Source organism: Ideonella lacteola, assembly GCF_038066555.1.
In the GTDB taxonomy this organism is placed as follows: domain Bacteria; phylum Pseudomonadota; class Gammaproteobacteria; order Burkholderiales; family Burkholderiaceae_C; genus Ideonella; species Ideonella lacteola.
The window spans coordinates 56,111-75,848 of sequence record NZ_JBBUTG010000004.1 but is presented as its reverse complement, the minus strand read 5'-3'; the positions used below and the strand labels follow the sequence as shown (position 1 = coordinate 75,848).

General features: G+C 66.3%; 17 protein-coding genes and 1 tRNA gene. 9 read left to right on the top strand and 9 right to left on the bottom strand.

Features of this window, described 5'->3' with window-relative positions; genetic code table 11:
- Positions 1–4: 4 nt before the first annotated feature.
- Together AACH06_RS08305 and AACH06_RS08300 are read right to left on the bottom strand one after the other, a co-directional pair.
- Entirely contained in the window at positions 5–970 is a 966-nt protein-coding gene (locus AACH06_RS08305) for a DUF58 domain-containing protein (protein ID WP_341425184.1), read from the bottom strand.
- A 10-nt stretch (positions 971–980) separates the two neighbouring features.
- Positions 981–1,910 carry an AAA family ATPase gene (locus tag AACH06_RS08300; RefSeq protein ID WP_341425183.1) on the bottom strand — a complete coding sequence of 310 codons (930 nt, stop codon included), beginning with the start codon at positions 1,908–1,910 and terminating at the stop codon, positions 981–983.
- Between the two features lie 50 nt (positions 1,911–1,960).
- On the opposite strand from AACH06_RS08300, the gene AACH06_RS08295 reads away from it, so the two are divergent.
- On the top strand, positions 1,961–2,896 hold the full coding sequence (locus AACH06_RS08295; protein WP_341425182.1) for a histone deacetylase family protein: 936 nt from the start codon (positions 1,961–1,963) through the stop codon (positions 2,894–2,896).
- Positions 2,897–2,936: 40 nt separating this feature from the next.
- Positions 2,937–4,253, top strand: a complete 1,317-nt coding sequence (locus tag AACH06_RS08290) for a mechanosensitive ion channel family protein (protein WP_341425181.1) — start codon at positions 2,937–2,939, stop codon at positions 4,251–4,253.
- A gap of 74 nt (positions 4,254–4,327) precedes the next feature.
- Here AACH06_RS08290 and AACH06_RS08285 read toward each other — a convergent pair whose 3' ends face one another.
- Positions 4,328–5,851, bottom strand: a complete 1,524-nt coding sequence (locus AACH06_RS08285) for a fumarate hydratase (RefSeq protein ID WP_341425180.1) — start codon at positions 5,849–5,851, stop codon at positions 4,328–4,330.
- A 232-nt stretch (positions 5,852–6,083) separates the two neighbouring features.
- Between AACH06_RS08285 and AACH06_RS08280 the strand changes: the two genes are divergently transcribed.
- Entirely contained in the window at positions 6,084–6,623 is a 540-nt protein-coding gene (locus AACH06_RS08280) for a hypothetical protein (protein WP_341425179.1), read from the top strand.
- Positions 6,624–6,747: 124 nt separating this feature from the next.
- Here the strand turns inward: AACH06_RS08280 and AACH06_RS08275 are convergent, their stop codons facing one another.
- Positions 6,748–7,383, bottom strand: coding sequence for a TIGR00645 family protein (locus tag AACH06_RS08275; protein WP_341425178.1), 636 nt, complete (start codon positions 7,381–7,383; stop codon positions 6,748–6,750).
- A gap of 217 nt (positions 7,384–7,600) precedes the next feature.
- Between AACH06_RS08275 and acs the strand changes: the two genes are divergently transcribed.
- On the top strand, positions 7,601–9,565 hold the full coding sequence (gene acs / locus AACH06_RS08270) for an acetate--CoA ligase (RefSeq protein ID WP_341425177.1): 1,965 nt from the start codon (positions 7,601–7,603) through the stop codon (positions 9,563–9,565).
- 519 nt (positions 9,566–10,084) lie between these two features.
- Here the strand turns inward: acs and AACH06_RS08265 are convergent.
- Positions 10,085–10,381, bottom strand: coding sequence for a c-type cytochrome (locus AACH06_RS08265; protein WP_341425176.1), 297 nt, complete (start codon positions 10,379–10,381; stop codon positions 10,085–10,087).
- A gap of 143 nt (positions 10,382–10,524) precedes the next feature.
- On the opposite strand from AACH06_RS08265, the gene AACH06_RS08260 reads away from it, so the two are divergent.
- Positions 10,525–10,809: a TIGR04438 family Trp-rich protein gene (locus AACH06_RS08260; RefSeq protein WP_341425175.1), complete on the top strand. Its 285-nt coding sequence runs from the start codon at positions 10,525–10,527 to the stop codon at positions 10,807–10,809.
- 165 nt (positions 10,810–10,974) lie between these two features.
- Here AACH06_RS08260 and ilvD read toward each other — a convergent pair whose 3' ends face one another.
- Entirely contained in the window at positions 10,975–12,657 is a 1,683-nt protein-coding gene (gene ilvD / locus AACH06_RS08255) for a dihydroxy-acid dehydratase (RefSeq protein WP_341425174.1), read from the bottom strand.
- A gap of 115 nt (positions 12,658–12,772) precedes the next feature.
- Between ilvD and AACH06_RS08250 the strand changes: the two genes are divergently transcribed.
- From AACH06_RS08250 to AACH06_RS08235, 4 genes are all read left to right on the top strand, one after another.
- The gene (locus tag AACH06_RS08250) at positions 12,773–13,711 is read left to right on the top strand and encodes a LysR family transcriptional regulator (RefSeq protein ID WP_341425173.1); all 939 of its coding nucleotides are present in this window, start codon (positions 12,773–12,775) and stop codon (positions 13,709–13,711) included.
- A gap of 36 nt (positions 13,712–13,747) precedes the next feature.
- Complete coding sequence (gene lgt, locus AACH06_RS08245; RefSeq protein WP_341425172.1) at positions 13,748–14,593, top strand: prolipoprotein diacylglyceryl transferase; 846 nt, start codon at positions 13,748–13,750, stop codon at positions 14,591–14,593.
- Positions 14,590–15,294 carry a DNA polymerase III subunit epsilon gene (dnaQ, locus tag AACH06_RS08240; RefSeq protein ID WP_341425171.1) on the top strand — a complete coding sequence of 235 codons (705 nt, stop codon included), beginning with the start codon at positions 14,590–14,592 and terminating at the stop codon, positions 15,292–15,294. Before lgt ends, dnaQ begins: the two co-directional genes overlap by 4 nt.
- Positions 15,295–15,334: 40 nt before the next feature.
- A tRNA-Val gene (locus AACH06_RS08235) sits at positions 15,335–15,409 on the top strand.
- A 186-nt stretch (positions 15,410–15,595) separates the two neighbouring features.
- On the opposite strand, the gene AACH06_RS08230 is transcribed toward AACH06_RS08235, so the two are convergent.
- From AACH06_RS08230 to AACH06_RS08220, 3 genes are all read right to left on the bottom strand, one after another.
- Positions 15,596–17,662, bottom strand: coding sequence for a M12 family metallo-peptidase (locus tag AACH06_RS08230; protein WP_341425170.1), 2,067 nt, complete (start codon positions 17,660–17,662; stop codon positions 15,596–15,598).
- A gap of 302 nt (positions 17,663–17,964) precedes the next feature.
- Complete coding sequence (locus AACH06_RS08225) at positions 17,965–18,717, bottom strand: FadR/GntR family transcriptional regulator (RefSeq protein WP_341425169.1); 753 nt, start codon at positions 18,715–18,717, stop codon at positions 17,965–17,967.
- A gap of 69 nt (positions 18,718–18,786) precedes the next feature.
- Positions 18,787–19,713: a dihydrodipicolinate synthase family protein gene (locus AACH06_RS08220; RefSeq protein ID WP_341425168.1), complete on the bottom strand. Its 927-nt coding sequence runs from the start codon at positions 19,711–19,713 to the stop codon at positions 18,787–18,789.
- Positions 19,714–19,738: the final 25 nt, after the last annotated feature.

Here is a 19,738-nt window from a genome sequence, read left to right as displayed (position 1 = left end):
GCCCTCATGACCAGGCGGCCAGCGCGCTCAACGCGGCATGCCGGTGGCCGGCCCCCTGCTGGGGCGGCAGTTCGAGGCCCGGCAGGCGCAGGCCATAGGCCAGGCCCTGCCGTTCGGCCATCAACACCCAGGCGGCCAGGCGCGACAGCCGGGCCTCGGTCTCGGGCTGACGAGTGGAAGACCAGTCGAGCCACAGCTCGTGTCGAGCCGATTCGCGGCCTTCGCGGCTGACCAGCTCGCCCGTGCGTGCGACCTTCTTCCACGCCACCTGGCGCAGCGTGTCACCCCGTCGCCAGGGCCGCAGGCCGTCGAACTCACCGCCCGAGGCGCTGCGGGCCGGCGCCATGCCACCGGCCACCGGGGCCGCGGGCGGCAGCGCCGCCGCCGGCTGCTCGGGTCGCGGATAGACGCACAGCTGCCCGGCAGGCCGCCACAACGACCAGGCCCTGAACAGGCCGAAGGGGAACCGGGTTTCGATCTTCAGCAGTGGCAGGGGGTGCAAGCCGCGCTGCTCGGCCAGCACGCCGATCACCACGGGGGACTGGCCGGCCGCGGTGATCTCTGCGAATGCCAGTTGCACCGGCCCTTGGCCTTGCCGCGCACCGAAGCCCAGGCCATGCCGCGCTGCGCCGGGGTTGGTCACCACCAGCTCCAGGGTGGCTCGGTCACCCGCGAACACCGGCGCCGGTGCCCGCGCATGCAGCGTCAGGCCCCGCAGGCTGTTGTGCGTCATGTGCATGGACGCGAGCGCGCTGCCGGCGAGCAAGAAGGTGAGGGCGTAGCCGAGGTTGAGCTGGTAGTTGATCGAGCCGACCAGCAGCACCATCAGCGTCATGCCGAAGAACAGCCCGGCGCGTGTGGGCACGATGTAGATGTTGCGCTGGCTGAGCACCCATTGCTCGGAGGGTTGGTGCCGGCCTTCCCACCAGATCTCGATGCGGCGCCGTATCGCCCGCAGCACGTTCGACACCACCGGCGCTTCAGGGCAGCGCCACCGCGTCGACCATGGCGCGAACCTGCTCGCGCCGGCCCCGGCCGGCGCCCGGCACGGGCACCAGCCGGTGCGCGATGGCTTGCGGCAGCACGGCCTGCAGGTCGTCCGGCGTGACGTGGTCGCGGCCCGTCATCAGCGCCCGCGCTCGCGCCACCCGCAGCACCGCAATGCCCGCGCGGGGCGACATGCCTTCGATGAACCACTGGCCCGAGCGGGTCGCGGCGATCAGGGCTTGCAGATAGTCCAGCAGGGCGTCAGAGGCGTGCACCTGCGGCACCGTCGCCATCATGGCCTGCAGCTCGGCCAGGCTCATCACCGGCTGCAGCCGGGCGATGGCGTCGCGGCGATCCTCCCCGGCGAGCAATGCGCGCTCTGCCCGGCGATCGGGGTAGCCGAGCGTGATGCACATCAGGAAGCGGTCGAGCTGGCTCTCGGGAAGCGGGTAGGTGCCCAGCTGGTCGGTGGGGTTCTGCGTGGCAATGACGAAGAAGGGCGAAGGCAACGGCCGGGTCTGCCCGTCGCTGCTGATCTGGTGCTCTTCCATCGCCTCGAGCAGCGCGCTCTGTGTTTTGGGGCCGGCCCGGTTGATCTCGTCGGCCAGCAGCACCTGCGCGAAGATGGGGCCGGGATGGAAGACGAATTCTTCCTTGGCGCGCTCGTAGACCGACACACCGATCAGGTCGCTGGGCATCAGATCGGCGGTGAACTGCGCCCGGGCAAACTGCAGGCCGAGTGACACCGCCAGCGCGTGGGCCAGGGTGGTCTTGCCCACCCCGGGCACGTCTTCGACGAGCAGGTGGCCGCCGGCCAGCAGGCAGGCGATGCTGTCGTCGATCTGCTCGGACTTGCCGACGATGATCGTGCTAATCTGATCCTTGAGCTGGGTCAATCGAGACTGCAGGGTGGGGCTCATCATGGTGAGGCCACGATAGCTCAAGATCGAACCGGCATGCGTTTGTTGCCACGATGACCACAGCCTACTTTTCACACCCCGACTGCCGAGCCCACGACATGGGCCGCGGCCACCCGGAATGCCCGGCGCGCCTGGATGCGATCGAAGACCACTTGATCGCCACCGGGCTGGACGTGGCACTGACGCGGCTGGACGCCCCGCTGGCCCAGCGCGACGATCTGGCGCTGGCCCACACCTCGCGCTATGTGAGCGAGCTGTGCGAGTTCATGGAACAGGCGGCTGAACGCCGCGAGCATCGCGCGCTCGACCCCGACACCACCGTCTGCCCCGCCACGTGGCAGGCGGCCATGCGGGCCGCGGGCGCGGCCGTGGCGGCCACCGACGCGGTGCTCGATGGTCGCGCCGAGAACGCGTTCTGCGCCATCCGTCCACCGGGCCACCACGCCACCCGCGACAAGGCGATGGGTTTCTGCTTCTTCAACAACGTGGCCATCGCTGCGCGGCACGCGCTGGACGTGCGAGGGCTGGAGCGCGTGGCCATCGTCGATTTCGACGTGCACCATGGCAACGGCACTGAAGACATCATCGCCAACGACGACCGCGTGCTGATGGTGAGCTTCTTCCAGGACCAGCTCTACCCGTTCAGCGGCGGCGTGCCCATGGGCACGAACATGATCAACCTGCCGGTGCCAGCGTACACCCGCGGCGGCGAGGTCCGCGAGCTGATCGAGGCCAATTGGATGCCGCGGCTGGAGGCCTTCCGGCCCCAGATGATCTTCATCTCTGCCGGCTTCGATGCCCACCGCGAAGACGACCTGGGGCAACTGGGTCTCGTCGAGGCCGACTACGAGTGGATCACTCGCCGCATCGTCGATGTGGCCGAACGGCACGCTGGCCGACGCATCGTCTCTTGCCTGGAAGGCGGCTACGCGCTCAGCGCCCTGGCCCGCAGCGTGGCGGCTCACCTGAGGGTGCTCGCCGGCGTCTAATGGGCGTGGACCGCATGCCGGGGCTGAGACAATCCGCGGCATGAGCAACTCTTCCATCCTGCCGGCCGTCACGCTGGACGAACTGCTGGCGGCCCTGTCGCATTCCAGCGCCTTGATCGAGGCGGCCGTCGTGGTGGGCTGCCTGGCACTGGCGTGGTTGATCGTTCGCCTGGTGCGCGGGCGCGAGGTGCCGCCGCAATCGGTGTGGTTTGGCCGGCAGATCGTGGACGGGGTGCTGTTTCCAGCGCTTGCCTTGGCCTTGGCCTATGCCGCCCGACGCTTGCTGCCGGTGATGGGCGTGCCGCTGGCGCTGTTCAAGATCGTGATCCCGGTGCTCGTCTCTTTCGCGGTGATCCGGTTGTCGGCGCGGGTGTTGACGGCCGCATTCCCCCATTCGCGGGTCATGCGGCTGGCCGAGCGGGTGATCTCCTGGCTTGCATGGTTGGCGGTGGTGGGCTGGATCACCGGGCTGCTGCCGGTGGTGATGGACGAGCTGGACGACATCCACTGGAAGGTCGGCGGCGCCAAGGTGTCGGTGCGCAGCTTGGTCGAAGGCGCGTTGCTGACGGGGTTCGTGCTGGTGCTGGTGCTGTGGGTGTCGGCCGCCATCGAATCGCGCCTGCTTCGCGGGGCTTACGGAGAGGAGCTGTCGCTGCGAAAGGCGGCCGCCAACGCGGTGCGCGCCTTGCTGACGTTCTTCGGCCTGTTGCTCGCGCTGACCACGGTGGGCATCGATCTCACCGCCTTGTCGGTGCTCGGCGGCGCGGTCGGGGTGGGCCTGGGTTTCGGTCTGCAGAAGCTGGCGGCCAACTATGTGAGCGGCTTTGTGATCCTGGCCGAGCGGTCATTGCGCATTGGCGACATGGTGCGGGTGGACGGCTTCGAGGGCCGCATCACCGACATCGCCACGCGTTACACGGTGATCCGCGCGCTCAACGGCCGGGAGGCCATCGTGCCGAACGAGATGCTGATCACCCAGCGGGTCGAGAACTCGTCGCTGGCCGATCCCAAGGTCTTGTTGACGACGCAGGTGCAGGTGGCCTACGGCACCGATCTGGACAGCCTGCGCCCCAAGATGATCGACGCCATACGCACGGTCCCCCGAGTCATGGCCGACCCGGAACCGTCGGTGCAACTCTCGGCCTTCGCTGCTGATGGGCTGGAGCTGACCATCAGCTTCTGGATCGTCGACCCTGAGAACGGCGCCGGCGGAGCACGATCGGATGTCAACATCGCCATCCTCCGCTGCCTGACCGAGCACGGCATCGAGATTCCGTATCCCCAGCGGGTGGTGCGGGGACTGCCGGCGGACGTGCCTGCCAGGCCTTCGGGTGGGCCTCCCGGCTTGGCCGTCTGAAACAACAAGGGGCGCCTCAGAGCGCCCCTTGTCTTTTGGAAACCGACCGCCTGCGGGCGGCGCGGTGAGTGTCGTCAGGCCGCCGTGACCGGGATCTTGCCGATCTTGCCTTGCCAGATCTTCGGGCCCTCGATGTGGGCGCTGGCGCCGCCGGCATCCACTGCCACGGTGACCGGCATGTCGACCACGTCGAACTCGTAGATCGCTTCCATGCCCAGGTCGGCGAAGCCGACCACCTTCGCGGCCTTGATGGCCTTGGACACGAGGTAGGCGGCGCCGCCGACCGCCATCAGGTAGGCGCTGCGGTTGTCCTTGATGGCGTCGATGGCGGTCGGGCCGCGCTCGGCCTTGCCCACCATCGCGATCAGGCCGGTCTTCTCCAGCATCATGCGGGTGAACTTGTCCATCCGCGTGGCGGTGGTGGGACCGGCCGGGCCGACGACCTCGTCGCGAACCGGGTCGACCGGGCCGACGTAGTAGATGACCCGGTTGGTGAAGTCCACCGGCAGCGGCTCGCCCTTGGCCAGCATGTCCTGGATGCGCTTGTGCGCCGCGTCGCGGCCGGTGAGCATCTTGCCGTTCAGCAGCAGGGTGTCGCCGTGTTTCCAGCTGGCGACTTCTTCCTTGGTCAGCTTGTTCAGGTCGACGCGCTTGCTCTTGTTGTAGTCGGGCGCCCAATGCACGTCCGGCCACAGATCGAGGCTGGGCGGATCGAGGTGGACGGCGCCAGAGCCATCCAGCACGAAGTGGGCGTGCCGCGTGGCGGCACAGTTCGGGATCATCGCCACAGGCAGCGACGCGGCGTGGGTCGGGAAGGTCTTGATCTTCACGTCGAGCACGGTGGTCAGGCCGCCAAGGCCCTGGGCGCCGATGCCCAGCGCGTTGACCTTCTCGTACAGCTCGATGCGCAGTTCTTCCAGCTTGTTGCTCGGGCCGCGCTGCAGCAGTTCGTACATGTCGATGTCGTCCATCAACGCTTCTTTGGCCAGCAGCACGGCCTTCTCGGCGGTGCCACCGATGCCGATGCCCAGCATGCCCGGGGGGCACCAGCCCGCACCCATCGTCGGCACCGTCTTCAACACCCAGTCGACCAGGCTGTCGCTGGGGTTGAGCATGTACATCTTGCTCTTGTTCTCGCTGCCGCCGCCCTTGGCCGCCACGGTCACCTCGACCGTGTTGCCCGGCACCACCTCCATGTGGATCACGGCGGGGGTGTTGTCCTTGGTGTTCTTGCGCTCGAAGATCGGGTCGGCCAGCACCGAAGCGCGCAGCACGTTCTCGGGGTTCATGTAACCCTGACGCACGCCCTGGTTGATGGCGTCGGCGATCGAGCCGGTGAAGCCGTCCCACTTCACGTCCATGCCGATCTTGAGGAACACGTTGACGATGCCGGTGTCCTGGCAGATCGGGCGACGCCCCTCGGCGCTCATGCGCGAGTTGGTCAGGATCTGGGCGATCGCGTCCTTGGCCGCCGCGCTCTGCTCGCGCTCATAGGCGCGCGCCAGGTGGGCGATGTAGTCCGTCGGATGGTAGTAGCTGATGTACTGCAGTGCGCTCGCGACGGATTCGACGAGGTCGGCCTGGCGGATGGTGGTCATGGGGCGGGTGGGAAATGGAACGATTCGATGCCGGCTGGCCGCGCCCTGAACAGCGACGGCGAGATCAACCTGTGAAGTTTACTCAAGCCGCGCCCATCTCTATCCCTACGTTGTGGCTGGTCCGTGAGCATGGGGATCATTGAAATGACATTAGGATCTGGCGAGACCCGACACGTGAGCTTCAATGTGTTGCCGGGGCGTTCCAATCAGATCTGAAACCTAGGAGAAAGCAATGCTCAATCATCCCCTCGTCCGTGCGCTGGTGCTCGGCGCGATGGCCGCCAGCGGGTCCGCCTGGGCCGTTGGTCCTCAGAAGGGTTTGGTCCCGGGGTTCCTCGATGCCAAGACGGGCAGTTTCATCGCAGCGACCCAACCGGCGGTGGCGACCGGAGTTGAATCGCCTCTGGCAACCTTAGGAGGCACCCTGGCCCTGAGGTTCAACATCACACTCAAGTCCTCGGTTCCGTCAGATTGGAAGATCCAGTGTAGTCAGGTCGCCACTGCTATTGACAGCGGTGGCTTAACCTTCCAAAACAGTAAAACGGTGCTGGCGACGCGCAGCGGTAGCACGGCGACCTGCCAAGTCAATATCAACTACTCGTGGAGTCTCAACGGGGCGGGCGGATTCATCCATACCAACTGGACCGTGATGACCTTGGACTCGACCTTGACCAATACCCTGGTGGACGTCTTGGCTACGGGCAGCATGCCCAGTATTGAAATTCCGGCCAACGGGACGGTGACCTCTCGCACCGTTAGCGTTACTCTCTGAAGGGGTTGTCGCCATCTGCAGCCAAGCGTCGCGCTTTGCTACGCGAAGGATGTTGCAGATGGCGAGGGCCTCGCATAAACGGCGGTGAGGACGTCCCCGCCTATCGTGCCGGGTCCGGTTCGCATTAGTGCTTGGGCCCGGCGTGCGGCATGACCCGGTCGGCGGCCGCGATCGCCAGTGCCGAGAGCAGGAACGCGACGTGGATCAGCGTCTGCCACAGCAGCGTCTTCTCGCTGTAGTTTTCAGCGTTGATGAACGTCTTCAGCAGGTGGATCGAGCTGATGCCGATGATGGCGGTGGCCAGCTTCACTTTCAGCACCGAGGCGTTCACATGGCTCAGCCACTCGGGCTGGTCGGGGTGGCCGTCCAGGTCCATCCGGGAGACGAAGGTCTCGTAGCCACCGACGATCACCATGATCAGCAGGTTGGAGATCATCACCACGTCGATCAGGCCCAGCACCACGAGCATCAGCACCGTCTCGTTCAGCTTGCTGAGCGGTTCGTAGCCGATGATCACGCCCGCGGCGTCCTTGATGGGCGTGGCCTTGTAGCCGATGCTCTTGACGAGCAAGGCGAGCGCATCCTGGTTGCCGAAGGCGGCTTCGATCAGGTGGACCAGTTCCGTCCAGAACTGGAACACGTAAATGGCCTGCGCCAGGATCAGACCCAGGTACAGCGGCAATTGAAGCCAGCGGCTGGCAAAGATGAGCTGCGGCAGAGGGCGCAGTCGCGGCGTCGAGTTGTTCTTCGGTTGTTCCATGGAAGGGCTTGCGATGTGCGACAGTTGTCCTGATTCGGCAGGCGGCGGATTGTAGGTGGCCCCTTGCGACGTGGCTTTGACAGCCTCGCGCCCCGAGTAAGGCCATCGTCAGACGTTCGAACGACATTGCAGGCCATCGGTCGCCCGTGGCCGGCGTGTCCGTCTGTCCGCCGTGCCCGGCCGTCCCAGCCCGATTGCCGTCTTGAGGAGACAAGCGATGACTGAAGAGCTGAAGACCTACGCCCCCCCACCCGCCCTGGCGGCGACCGCCCATGTGTCCGGCATGGCCGCCTACGAGGCCCTGTGCCAGGAGGCGGAGAACGACCACACCGGCTACTGGGGCCGCCTGGCCCGCGAGCTGGTGAGCTGGAAGAAGCCTTTCACCAAGGTGCTGAACGACAGCGAAGCGCCTTTCTTCAAGTGGTTTGAAGACGGCACGCTGAACGCGTCGTACAACTGCCTGGATCGCAACATCGAGCGCGGGCTGGGTGACAAGACGGCATTGATCTTCGAAGCCGACGGCGGCGAGGTGACCAAGACCACCTACGCCGAGCTGCTGGCCAAGACCTGCCAGATCGCCAATGGATTGAAGTCGCTGGGCGTCGCCAAGGGCGACCGGGTGGTGATCTACATCTCGATGTCGGTCGACGGTGTGGCCGCGATGCAGGCTTGCGCGCGCATCGGTGCCACGCACTCGGTGGTGTTCGGTGGCTTCTCCGCGCAGTCGCTGCGCGATCGCATCGAGGACACCGGTGCCAAGGCCGTGATCACGGCTGACCATCAGATTCGCGGGGGCAAGCAGTTGCCGCTGAAGGCCATCGTCGACGAGGCCATCGGCCTGGGCGGCTGCGACACGGTGAAGAACGTGCTGGTCGTCAAGCGCTCTGGCGCCGAGGTGGCCATGACAGCCGGCCGCGACCTGTGGATGGCCGACGTGGTGTCGGGCCAGCCCACCACGTGCGAGCCGGAGTGGGTCGAGGCCGAGCACCCGCTGTTCCTGCTTTACACGTCAGGCTCCACCGGCAAGCCCAAGGGCGTCCAGCACTCGACGGGCGGCTACCTGCTGCACGCGGCGCTGACGACGAAGTGGACCTTCGATCTGCGCGCCGACGACATCTTCTGGTGCACCGCCGACATCGGCTGGGTCACCGGCCACACCTACATCGCCTACGGCCCGCTGGCGCTGGGTGGCACCGAGATCGTCTTCGAAGGCGTGCCCACGTACCCGGACGCCGGCCGTTTCTGGAAGATGATCCAGGACCACAAGGTCAGCATCTTCTACACCGCGCCGACGGCGATCCGCTCGCTGATCAAGGCTGCCGAGACGAACGACACCGTCCACCCCAAGCACTACGACCTGTCGAGCCTGCGCATCCTGGGATCGGTCGGCGAGCCCATCAACCCCGCGGCCTGGGAGTGGTACCACCACCATGTGGGCGGTGGCCGTTGCCCGATCGTGGACACCTTCTGGCAAACCGAAACGGGCGGCCACATGATCACGCCGCTGCCGGGGGCCACCACGCTCGTCCCGGGCTCGTGCACTTTGCCTTTCCCGGGTATCTCGGCGGCCATCGTCGATGAGACCGGTAACGATGTACCGAACGGGCAGGGCGGCATCCTCGTGGTGAAAAAGCCCTGGCCGTCGATGATCCGCACGATCTGGGGTGATCCGGCCCGGTTCAAGAAGAGCTACTACCCGTCAGAGCTGCGTGGCTACTACCTGGCCGGTGACGGCGCGATTCGGGATGCCAAGACCGGCTACTTCACCATCACGGGCCGTATCGATGACGTGCTGAATGTCTCGGGCCACCGGATGGGCACGATGGAGATCGAATCGGCACTCGTGAGCTGCACCGAGCTGGTGGCCGAGGCGGCGGTGGTGGGCCGACCGGACGACACCACCGGCGAGGCCATCTGTGCTTTCGTCGTTCTCAAGCGCCCGCGCCCGACCGGCGAAGAGGCCAAGGCGATCGCCAAGCAGCTGCGCGACCACGTGGGCAAGGAAATCGGCCCCATCGCCAAGCCAAAGGACATCCGCTTTGGCGACAACCTGCCCAAGACCCGCTCCGGCAAGATCATGCGTCGCTTGTTGCGGGCCATCGCCAAGGGCGAAGCCATCACCCAAGACACCAGCACGTTGGAGAACCCTGCCATCCTCGATCAGTTGTCGCAGAACAACTGATCGAGTGGCCGGCGAAGCCGGCCAGGCGCGGTAGCGCCGTAGGCAGGGTTCGGGGTTCACTCATATGGCGCAGCCATGTGAGGGAACACCAGAACGCTGTGTGAGGTGGCTCCATCCTCGATCAGTTGTCGCAGAACAACTGATCGAGGGGCCGGCGAAAGCCGGCCCGGCGCGGTAGCCCCGTAGGCAGGGTTCGGGGTTCACTCATATGGCGCAGCCATGTGAGGGAACACCAGAACGCTTTGTGAGGTGGCTCCATCCTCGATCAGTTGTCGCAGAACAACTGATCGAGTGGCCAGCGAAAGCCGGCCAGGCGCGGTAGCGCCGTAGGCAGGGTTCGGGGTTCACTCATATGGCGCAGCCATGTGAGGGAACACCAGAACGCTTTGTGAGGTGGCTCCATCCTCGATCAGTTGTCGCAGAACAACTGATCGAGGGGCCGGCGAAAGCCGGCCCGCGGTAGCGCCGGGCACAAAAAAGCCCCGCGGCGCGGGGCTTTTTGTGGGGCTCAGAGGTCGATCACTTGATCGAGAGCACCCAGGTGGCCAACTGCTTGGCTTCGTCAGGGGTCACCGGGTTGGCAGGCATCGGCACTTGGCCCCAGACGCCCACGCCGCCCTTTTGGATCTTTTCGGCCAGCTTGGCCACGGCATCCTTCTGGCCGGCGTACTTGGCGGCCACATCCTTGTAGGCCGGGCCCACCAGCTTCTTGTCGGTCGCGTGGCAGGCCAGGCAGTTCTTTTGCTTGGCCAGGTCGGCGTTGGCGAAAGCCGGCGACATGGCGGCGATGGCGAGCAGGGCAATCAGAGCTTTCATGGTGTCCTTGTGATGAGGGTGGGACAGGGCAGACTGTGCCAGTGCGACTGGTTTACAGTCCATGCAACGCAGTTTACAAACATCCGTTGACGTCGGGCTTGCGTTCGGCGACTTCGTTCACCGGCCTCGTTGGAGGGCCCGCCATGCTGTTCATCATCATCGGGGTTCTGTTGATCGTGCTCAAAATCGCCGGGGTCAGCCCCATGGCCGATTGGAACCTCGAATTCTTTGGCGACCTGTGGAAGCTGGTCTGGCCCTTCATCGCCGCGCTGTTGTGGTGGGCCTGGTCGGATTCAAGCGGCCTGACCAAGCGGCGCGAGATGAACCGCGATGACGAGCGCAAGGCCGAACGCCGCGCCCGCAACATCGACAACCTGGGCCTGGGCCCGAAAGACCCGAAGCAGCGCGGCGCTTCACGCCGCCGCTGATCCCCGGCCAGCGGCGGGCCCCAGCGGGTGGCCCCTTTGCAGCCGCCTTGCCGGCGCAGGTCCCGGCACCGTTGTGCCAATGAAAGAGGCCCCTCGGGGCCTCTTTCATTGGGTCAGGCTGGCGGCATGCAGGCCCCCTGCGGTAGGGGCCGCCCGCTGTTCGCGCTATTCGAAGCGGTCGAGCACGGCGCCGCTGCTGGCGCTGCTGGCGTTCTTCGCGAACTTGGCCAGCACTCCGCGGGTGTAGCGCGGTGCCGGTGCTTTCCAGGCGGCGCGGCGCCGGGCGATCTCGGCGTCGTCCACGTTCAACTGCAGCTTCAGCTGGTGGGCGTCGATGGTGATCGAGTCGCCCTCCTGGACGAGCGCGATGGTGCCGCCTTCGTAGGCCTCCGGGGCCACGTGGCCCACCACCATGCCCCAGGTGCCACCAGAGAAGCGGCCATCGGTGATCAGGCCCACCGATTCGCCCAGGCCCTGCCCAATGAGCGCTCCGGTCGGCGCCAGCATCTCAGGCATGCCGGGGCCGCCCTTCGGGCCCAGGTAGCGCAGCACCATCACGTCGCCCGCCTTGATCTGGTTGGCCATGATGGCGGCCAGGGCCGATTGCTCGTCGTCGAACACCCTCGCCGGGCCGGTGATGACCGGGTTCTTCAGGCCGGTGATCTTGGCCACGCAGCCTTCGGGCGAGAGGTTGCCCTTCAGGATCGCCAGGTGACCCTCGCTGTACATCGGCGCAGAAATAGGGCGGATCACTTCCTGCCCTGCCGGCGGGGTGCTCGGCACGTCGGCCAGGTTCTCCGCCACGGTCTTGCCGGTGATGGTCATGCAGTCACCGTGGATCAGGCCGGCGTCGAGCAGCAGTTTCATCACCTGCGGAATACCGCCTGCCCGGTGCAGATCGATGGCGAGGAAGCGGCCGCTGGGCTTGAGATCGCAGATCACCGGCACCTTGCGGCGCACGCGCTCGAAGTCGTCGATCGTCCAGTCGACGCCCGCCGCATGGGCGATGGCCAGGAAGTGCAGCACGGCATTGGTCGAGCCGCCGGTGGCCATGATGACCGCCACCGCATTCTCGATGGCCTTCTTGGTGACGATGTCGCGCGGCTTCAAGTCGCGCCGGATGGCCTCGACCAGCACCTGGGCGCAATGCTTGACGCTGGCGACGATTTCTTCCTCGACGTTGGCCATCGTCGATGAGTAGGGCAGGCTCATGCCCAGGGCTTCGAAGGCCGAGCTCATGGTGTTGGCGGTGTACATGCCTCCGCACGAGCCGGTGCCCGGGATCGCCCGCCGCTCGATCTGGCAGAAGTCTTCTTCGTTCATCTTGCCGGCCGAGAACTGGCCCACGGCCTCGAAGACGCTGACGATGTTCAGGTCCTGCCCCTTGTAGTGGCCGGGCAGGATGGTGCCGCCGTACACGTAGATCGACGGCACGTTGGCGCGCAGCATGCCCATCATGCCGCCGGGCATGTTCTTGTCGCAGCCGCCGATGACGACGACGCCGTCCATCCACTGGCCGCCCACGCAGGTCTCCACGCAATCCGCGATCACCTCGCGCGACACCAGGCTGTACTTCATGCCTTCGGTGCCCATGGCCATGCCGTCCGAGATCGTGGGCGTGCCGAAGATCTGCGGGTTCGCGCCGGCCTCTTTCAGGCCGATCACGGCCGCGTCGGCCAGCTTCTGCAGGCCCGCATTGCAGGGGGTGATGGTCGAGTGGCCGTTCGCCACGCCCACCATAGGCTTGCCGAAATCACCCTCCTGATAGCCCATGCCGTAGTACATCGAGCGGTTCGGCGCGCGGGCCACGCCCTCGGTGATGTTCTTGGATCGGCGGTTCAGGCTCATCGGGTCTCCTCGCGAATGGCTGGGATGGGGGTGGGCTGGGGTTGGGCGGCGAGTATCACGCTGGTCTGGTTGTGCGTCCAATATATTCATAGGTAATGATTAATATATGGCGTGTATGAATGACGCCGCTTTGATCGACCTGCGTGCCTGGCGCCAGTTTCTGGCCGTGGCTGAGACCTTGCATTTCGGCCAGGCGGCCCAGCGGCTGCACATGACACAGCCGCCGCTGACCATGGCCATCCAGCAGTTGGAGGCCCGGCTGGGCGTCACGTTGTTCGAGCGCAACCGGCGGCGGGTGGCGCTCAGCGCGGCGGGTGCAGCGCTGGTCGAGCCGGTGCGCCACCTGTTGCAGCAGGCGGCGGCGCTGCCGGGCGTGGCCCAGGCGGCGGGCCGCGGGGCCGTCGGCCGGTTGCGGCTGGGCTTTGTATCCACGGTGGCCTTCGGCCCCTTGCCGGGTTGGCTTCGGGGCTTTCGGCAGGCCGAGCCTGGCGTGCAGGTGGTGCTGCGCGAGGCGACGACCGATGTGCAGGTCGAGGCGTTGTCCAGAGGTGAGGCCGATGCAGGCTTCGTCTTGCACGCGCCGGGCGTCGCTGCGGGGCCGGAGGATCTCGTGCGGCTCTCGGTGGGGCGTGAACCGCTCTGGCTGGCCTTGCCTGATGCCACCTCTCTGGCCACGGCTCGGCGCATTCGGGCCGACGAGCTGTTGGCCCAGCCCCTGGTGATCTTTCCGCGCGTCATTGCCCCGTCGCTGTACGACGCGGTGCTCGGCTTCTACCACCGGCACGGTGTTTCGCCGGTGGTGGCGCAAGAGGCGATCCAGATGCAGACCATCGTCAACCTGGTGTCGGCCGGTCTCGGGATCGCCTGGGTGCCGCAGTCGATGACGCTGTTGCAGCGGCCGGGGGTGGTCTACCGCGAGCTGCCGTCGGCGCTGGGCGCGGGGGCCCCGGAGTGCGAAACCAGCCTCGTGTGGGCGCCCTCGGGCGGTGCGGTGGCGGCGCGCTTCGCCGCCTTTGTGGCGGCCGAGCTGGAGGGCAACCGCCGCCCAGGGTGAGCGCTGCGGCAGGGCGGGCCCTTATCATCCCGCCCCATGCTCACGCACCCGCAATTCGACCCCATCGCGCTGGATATACCCATCCCGCTGCTGGACAAGCATCTCCAGATTCATTGGTACGGCCTCACCTACCTCGTCGCCTTTGGGCTGTTCCTGTTCCTGGCCCGGCTTCGCGTCAAGAAGCCCTGGTTCGCGCAGGCCGGCTGGACGGCCCGTGACGTGGAAGACCTGTTGTTCTTCGGTGTGGTGGGCGTGGTGCTAGGCGGCCGACTGGGCTACGTGCTGTTCTACAAGCCGGCCTACTACGCCAGCCACCCGCTGGAGGTTTTCGCGGTGTGGAAGGGCGGCATGTCATTTCACGGTGGCCTGCTGGGCGTGGTGGCGGCGATGGCGGTCTTCGCTTGGCTTCGCCAGCGCCACTTCTGGCAGGTGACTGATCTGATCGCCCCGTGCGTGCCCACGGGCCTGGCAAGCGGGCGGATGGGCAACTTCATCAACGGCGAGCTTTGGGGCCGCGCCGCCGACCCCAGCCTGCCGTGGGCAATGGTCTTTCCGCAAGCCGGCCCCGAGATGATGCCGCGCCACCCATCGCAGATCTACCAGTTTCTGATGGAAGGTCTGCTGCTGTTCGTGCTGCTGTGGATCTACGGGCGCAAGCCACGCGGCCTGGGCCAGGTCTCTGGCGCCTTCTTGTTCGGCTATGGTGTGTTCCGCTTCATCGCCGAATACTTCCGTGAGCCGGACAACTTCCTGGGCCTGCTTGCGCTCAACATGAGCATGGGCCAGTGGCTGTGCGTGCCGATGATCCTGGCCGGCGCCGCCATCTGGGCCTGGGGTTCACGCCAGCCGGTGCCGACCGTGGCAGCAGGGGGCCGGGCATGAGACAGATCTTTCTCGACACCGAAACCACCGGCCTCTCGCCCGAGAGTGGTGACCGCCTGGTCGAAGTGGGGTGCATCGAAATGGTCAGCCGCCGGCTGACCGGCAACAACAAGCACTTCTACCTGAACCCCGAGCGCAAGAACAGCGAAGACGCGGTCCGGGTCCACGGCCTGACCGACGAGTTCCTGGCCGACAAGCCGGTGTTCGCCGCGATCGCGGACGAGTTGATGGAGTACCTGGCCGGCGCCGAAGTCGTCATTCACAACGCGGCGTTTGACGTGGGCTTCCTCAACGCCGAGCTGAAGCGCTTGGGCCGGCCCTTGTTCGCCGAGACGGTCGGCAGCATCAAGGATTCGCTGGCCATGGCCCGCGAGATGTTCCCTGGCAAGAGCAACTCGCTCGATGCCCTGTGCAAGCGGCTGGAGGTCGACAACTCCAACCGCACCTTGCACGGCGCGCTGCTCGACGCCGGGCTGCTGGCCGAGGTGTACGTCCGCATGACCCGCGGGCAGGATTCGCTGGTGATCGATGCCGTCGAGTCGAACGACGTGGGCCTGAAGGTGGTGCAGATCGACCTCGCCACCTTCGACCTGCCCATCACCGTGGTGACCGATGACGAGATGGCGGCCCATGAGGCGGTGTTGGCCGAGTTGGACAAAGCGAGCGGCGGAAAGACACAGTGGCGAAAACTTGTGGCATAATCGCAGGCTTTCCCGGACCACACAGTTCCCACTGAATTCCGGGCGGTTAGCTCAGCGGTAGAGCACTGCCTTCACACGGCAGGGGTCGCAGGTTCGAACCCTGCACCGCCCACCAAAACGAATCAACGCCACCCTCGGGTGGCGTTGTCGTTTCTGGCGTGACCCACGCTGCAGGCGGCCGATGATCGCTGCCGGCGTGCGGGGCAGCGCGATGCATCGTGCTGCCCCTTTGGCCCTTTGCCCAGCAGCGTCAAGGGTCGTCAGATGGCGCCAAGGGGTGCCATCCGCTTCGCTGGCCTGATCACTGCACGTAGCAGGCCTTGCCCACGTTGGGCGTCGGGTCGCCGAAGGTGGCGTTGTTGCAGGCCACGGTGCCGCTCAGGGTCTTGTAGACGAACGAGCCATTGGCGCCGTAGGCCACGTTGCGCGTGCCGCTCAGGGCGCAACTGCCGCCTTCGCTGGCGCAATAGCTGTAGGCATCGGGGCCCACGTAGCAGGCTTTGCCGATGTTCGGGGCCGGGTCGCCGAAGGTGGCGTTGTTGCAGGCGAACGTGCCGCTCAGCGTGCGGTACGAGAAGCGGCCGTTCGCGCCATAGGCCACGCTGCGCACCCCCGGCAGTGCGCAGTTCTGGGTTTCGCCTGAGCAGTACACGTAGGCCGTCGGGCCGGTGTAGCAGGCCTTGGCGACGTTGGGGGCCGGGTCACCAAAGGTCGCGTTGTTGCAGGCCACACCGTTCGTGAACGTGCCGTAGGCGAAGCTGCCGTTGGCGCCGTAGGCCACGCTGCGCGTGCCCGTGAAGCTGCAGGTCTGGTTCTCGCTGCTGCACTGGCTGTAGACATCGGCACCGACATAGCAGGTCTTGGCCACGCCCGGGGTGGGGTCGCCAAAGACGGCGTTGTTGCAGGCCGTGCCGCCGGTGAGCCGACGGTAAAACAGGGTGCTGCCGCTGCCGTAGGCCACCATTCGGGTGCCGCTGAAGCTGCAGGTCTGGCCCTCGCTCGCGCAGTAGACGTAATCGGGCTGTGCCGCGCTGCGGAAGGCGGCCACGGTGGCAGCGGTCTCGTTGAGCACCCGGGCGTTGTGGCTGACGGTGCTGGTGCCCATCGGCAGGCCCTGGTACAGCACGTTCGGGTTCGACCAATACTGCAGCCGCGGGCAGTTCGATGGGCAGTTGTAGGCCATGATCGTCCGCCAGGTGCTGCCGCTGTTTTGCTGGTAGCCGTGGCCGTAGGCGAATGGGGTGTTGGTCGGGTCGTTCGCCGGGTCGTGGCGCGCGCCCTGCAGGTGGCCCAGCTCATGCGCGAACGAGTAATAGCCCGTCGCGCAGCTGTAGTGCACCACCGCATACGCGTTCGACGCCTGCGCCATGATGGCGGCGGCCATGCCGCAGTAGTCCGACTGATTGATGATCATCGCGGACATGTCGGCGCCGCTGCTGTTGCGGCGAGCCTGAACTGTGGCGTTGGCCATGAAGTCGTTCAGGATGGTGTTGTAGCTTTTGCCGCTTTCGCTGTAGTTCAGCTCGAAGCTGTCCACCAGGCGCAGCTGGATGTTGACCCCGCTGTTCAGATAGGACTGGTTCGATTCGGCCACGGCCAAGTCGATGGTGGCCTTGATGTCGGCCACGCTCGCGCGGGCCGAGGGCGTGTAGGCCACCAACACGTCGATCTGCTGCGTGGCTTCAGGCGCCAGCATGTCCGGGCTGGGGGCGAGTGAGGGCAGCGGTTCACTGGCCGCGCGGCGTTCGATCCCCTTGAAACTCGCTGGGTGCTCGGGCGGGAAGCCGGCGGGGTTGATCTTCACGATGGCATGCAGATCCTGCCCGAGCGGCTCGATGCGGTAGAGGTCGGTTCCGTCGCGCACGCTGCCGGTGATCTGGCCATCACGCACGACGAGAATCGCCTGGCCCTCTTGGCCGCTCACCTGGCCGATCCAGACGTGGTCGGCGCCTTCGCGCAGCTCGATGCGCGATGACTGCACCACCACGCTGCGATCTCGTGTCAGCACGAGGCCCAGGGTTTGCGCACCGCTCGTCGAGCCGCGCAGTCGCACCAGGGTGAGCGACTGGGTTGTGGGCTGTCGCCGAAGCTCCTTGATGCGGCGGCTTTGGACCGCGTCGCGCGCGCTGCCCGCGAGATCCAGCGCGAACAACTGGGTGGTGTTCGCCACGCCCACGTTCGCCCTCGAGGGGGCGGCCGATGCCGGCCCGTTCGGGCCCAGGGCCTGGGCATGCGCGATGGGCATCGATGCAGCCCAGCCACAGGCGGCCAGGCAGAGTGCCACGGTCGGCCGCCGGCCGCGGGCGGGCCGATTGAACAGGGTGCGTTGGGCGCGTCGGATCAGCGCCATGAATGAAGACTCAGACATGAACTCCTCGACCTGATTTGAATGAGTGAGAAGGGCCACGGCGCGTGGGCCGCGGCTCGGCGGGTGCCGCGAGTCACAGGCTCAGGCGTGGCAGGCGGAGCGGGCGGGCCAGACGCCCTTCAAACGGCCCGCGATTTCCCGTCACGAGAAGCGCAGCGAACTCCACGGCCGAGTGAATGTGCATTGCGCATCGACCCCATGGCAACCACCCCTGATGGCGTCAGGGCGACGAGAACGTGGACCTGCGTCAAACAGGCCGCATCGCAAGTGACCTTCGGATGCCCGCGCGGGTGCCGCTGAACTCAGAAGTTGGGAATCCCGCCTGGCAGCACGGCGGAAATGTCGTCCACGGTTTCCTGCAGTTGAACCAGCGCCGCCTGACGAGCGCCCAGCGGGTCACGGTTTTGCAGTGCCGTGAGGATGGCCTTGTGCCGCGGCAGCGACAAGGCGTGGGTGTTGGGGTGTTGGCTGCTGAGCCGGATCGACTCGCGCAAGGCCTGCGAGAGCATGTTGCCGATGTAGGCGATCAGCTCATTGCCGGTGGCTTCGGCGATGCGGCGGTGGAAGTCGACATCGGGCTCCAAGAGGTCATCTGGGGTCTTGGCCGACTCCATGCCGGCGTACGCATCGGCAATCGATTTCAGCTGTTCGTCGGAAGCCATCTGGGCAGCCAGCGCCGCGGCCGCGGGCTCGATGATGCGCCGCAGCGTCATCAGGGTGGCCACGAACTCTTTTTGTGGCTTGCTCTGGATCAGCCAGTACAAAACGTCGGGATCCAGCAGGTGCCATTCATTGGCTGGCCGCACCGTCGCGCCCGATCGCTGCTTGGACTGCACCAGCCCTTTGGCCACCAGCACGCGGATGGCTTCGCGCAGCACCGGACGGCTCACATCGTAGGCTTCGAGGAGGGCGGCCTCGCCTGGCAGGCGCTCGCCCGGCTTGATGCCGCCCGAGACGATGCGCAATCCCAGCTCGCGAACGATGCGCCCGTGCATGCTCTTGCCATCCGGCTTGCGACGGTAGGAAGAGAGCTCGGTTCTCACGGGCGTGTCCATGGCGACGGCGGTGGTCAAGGTGCTGGGACCCTAACACACCGACTGCACGTCGGCAGGTGTCTCAGGGCCTCAACGGCCCCAGCGCAACACCATCGGGTCCAGCCGCCTCGCCGTCTCGATCAGGCCTTGTCGCACGGCGGGATGAAGATCGGGCCACGGATGCCGCGGTGCAGCGCAATCGATTACACCGCCTTCGTGCATCAGCGCCTTCGCTGCGAGGAACCCCGCTTGGCGGTTCTCGTAGTTGATCAGCGGCAGCCATCGCATGTAGAGGTCGATGGCCTCGTCGCGTCGGCCTGCGGTGTAGGCGTCCATGATCTGCCGGATGCCATCAGGGTAGCCGCCGCCGGTCATGGCGCCGGTCGCGCCGGCGTCGAGATCGGGCAGCAGCGTGATGGCCTCTTCACCGTCCCACGGTCCTTCGATGGCATCGCTGCCCAGGCGGATCAACTCGCGCAGCTTGCTGGCCGCGCCGGCGGTTTCGATCTTGAAGTACGCCACGTTCTCGATCTCGGCGGCCATCCGCGCGAGGAAGGCAGGCGACAGCGGTGTGCCCGCCACCGGGGCGTCCTGGATCATGATGGGGATGCGCAGCGCATCGGACAGCCGCGCGAAGAAGTCGTAGACCTGCGATTCGCTGACGCGCAAGGTGGCGCCGTGATAAGGCGGCATCACCATCACCATCGATGCGCCGAGGTCCTGTGCGCGGCGGCTGCGCTCGATGCAGACCTCGGTGCTGAAATGCGTGGTGGTCACGATGACCGGGACGCGACCTTTCACCTGGGCCAGCGATTCGTGGGTGAGTGTTTCGCGCTCAGCGTCTGACAGCGCAAACTGCTCGGAGAAGTTCGCCAGCACGCACAGGCCGTTCGAGCCGGCATCGATCATGAAATCGATGCAGCGACGCTGGCTGGCCAGGTCGAGGCTTCCGTCCGCACGGAAGGTGGTGGGCACAACAGGAAAGACGCCACGAAAGCGCGGGGTGGGAGCGGTCATGATGGGCGGTGTGGATGGGTGGAAG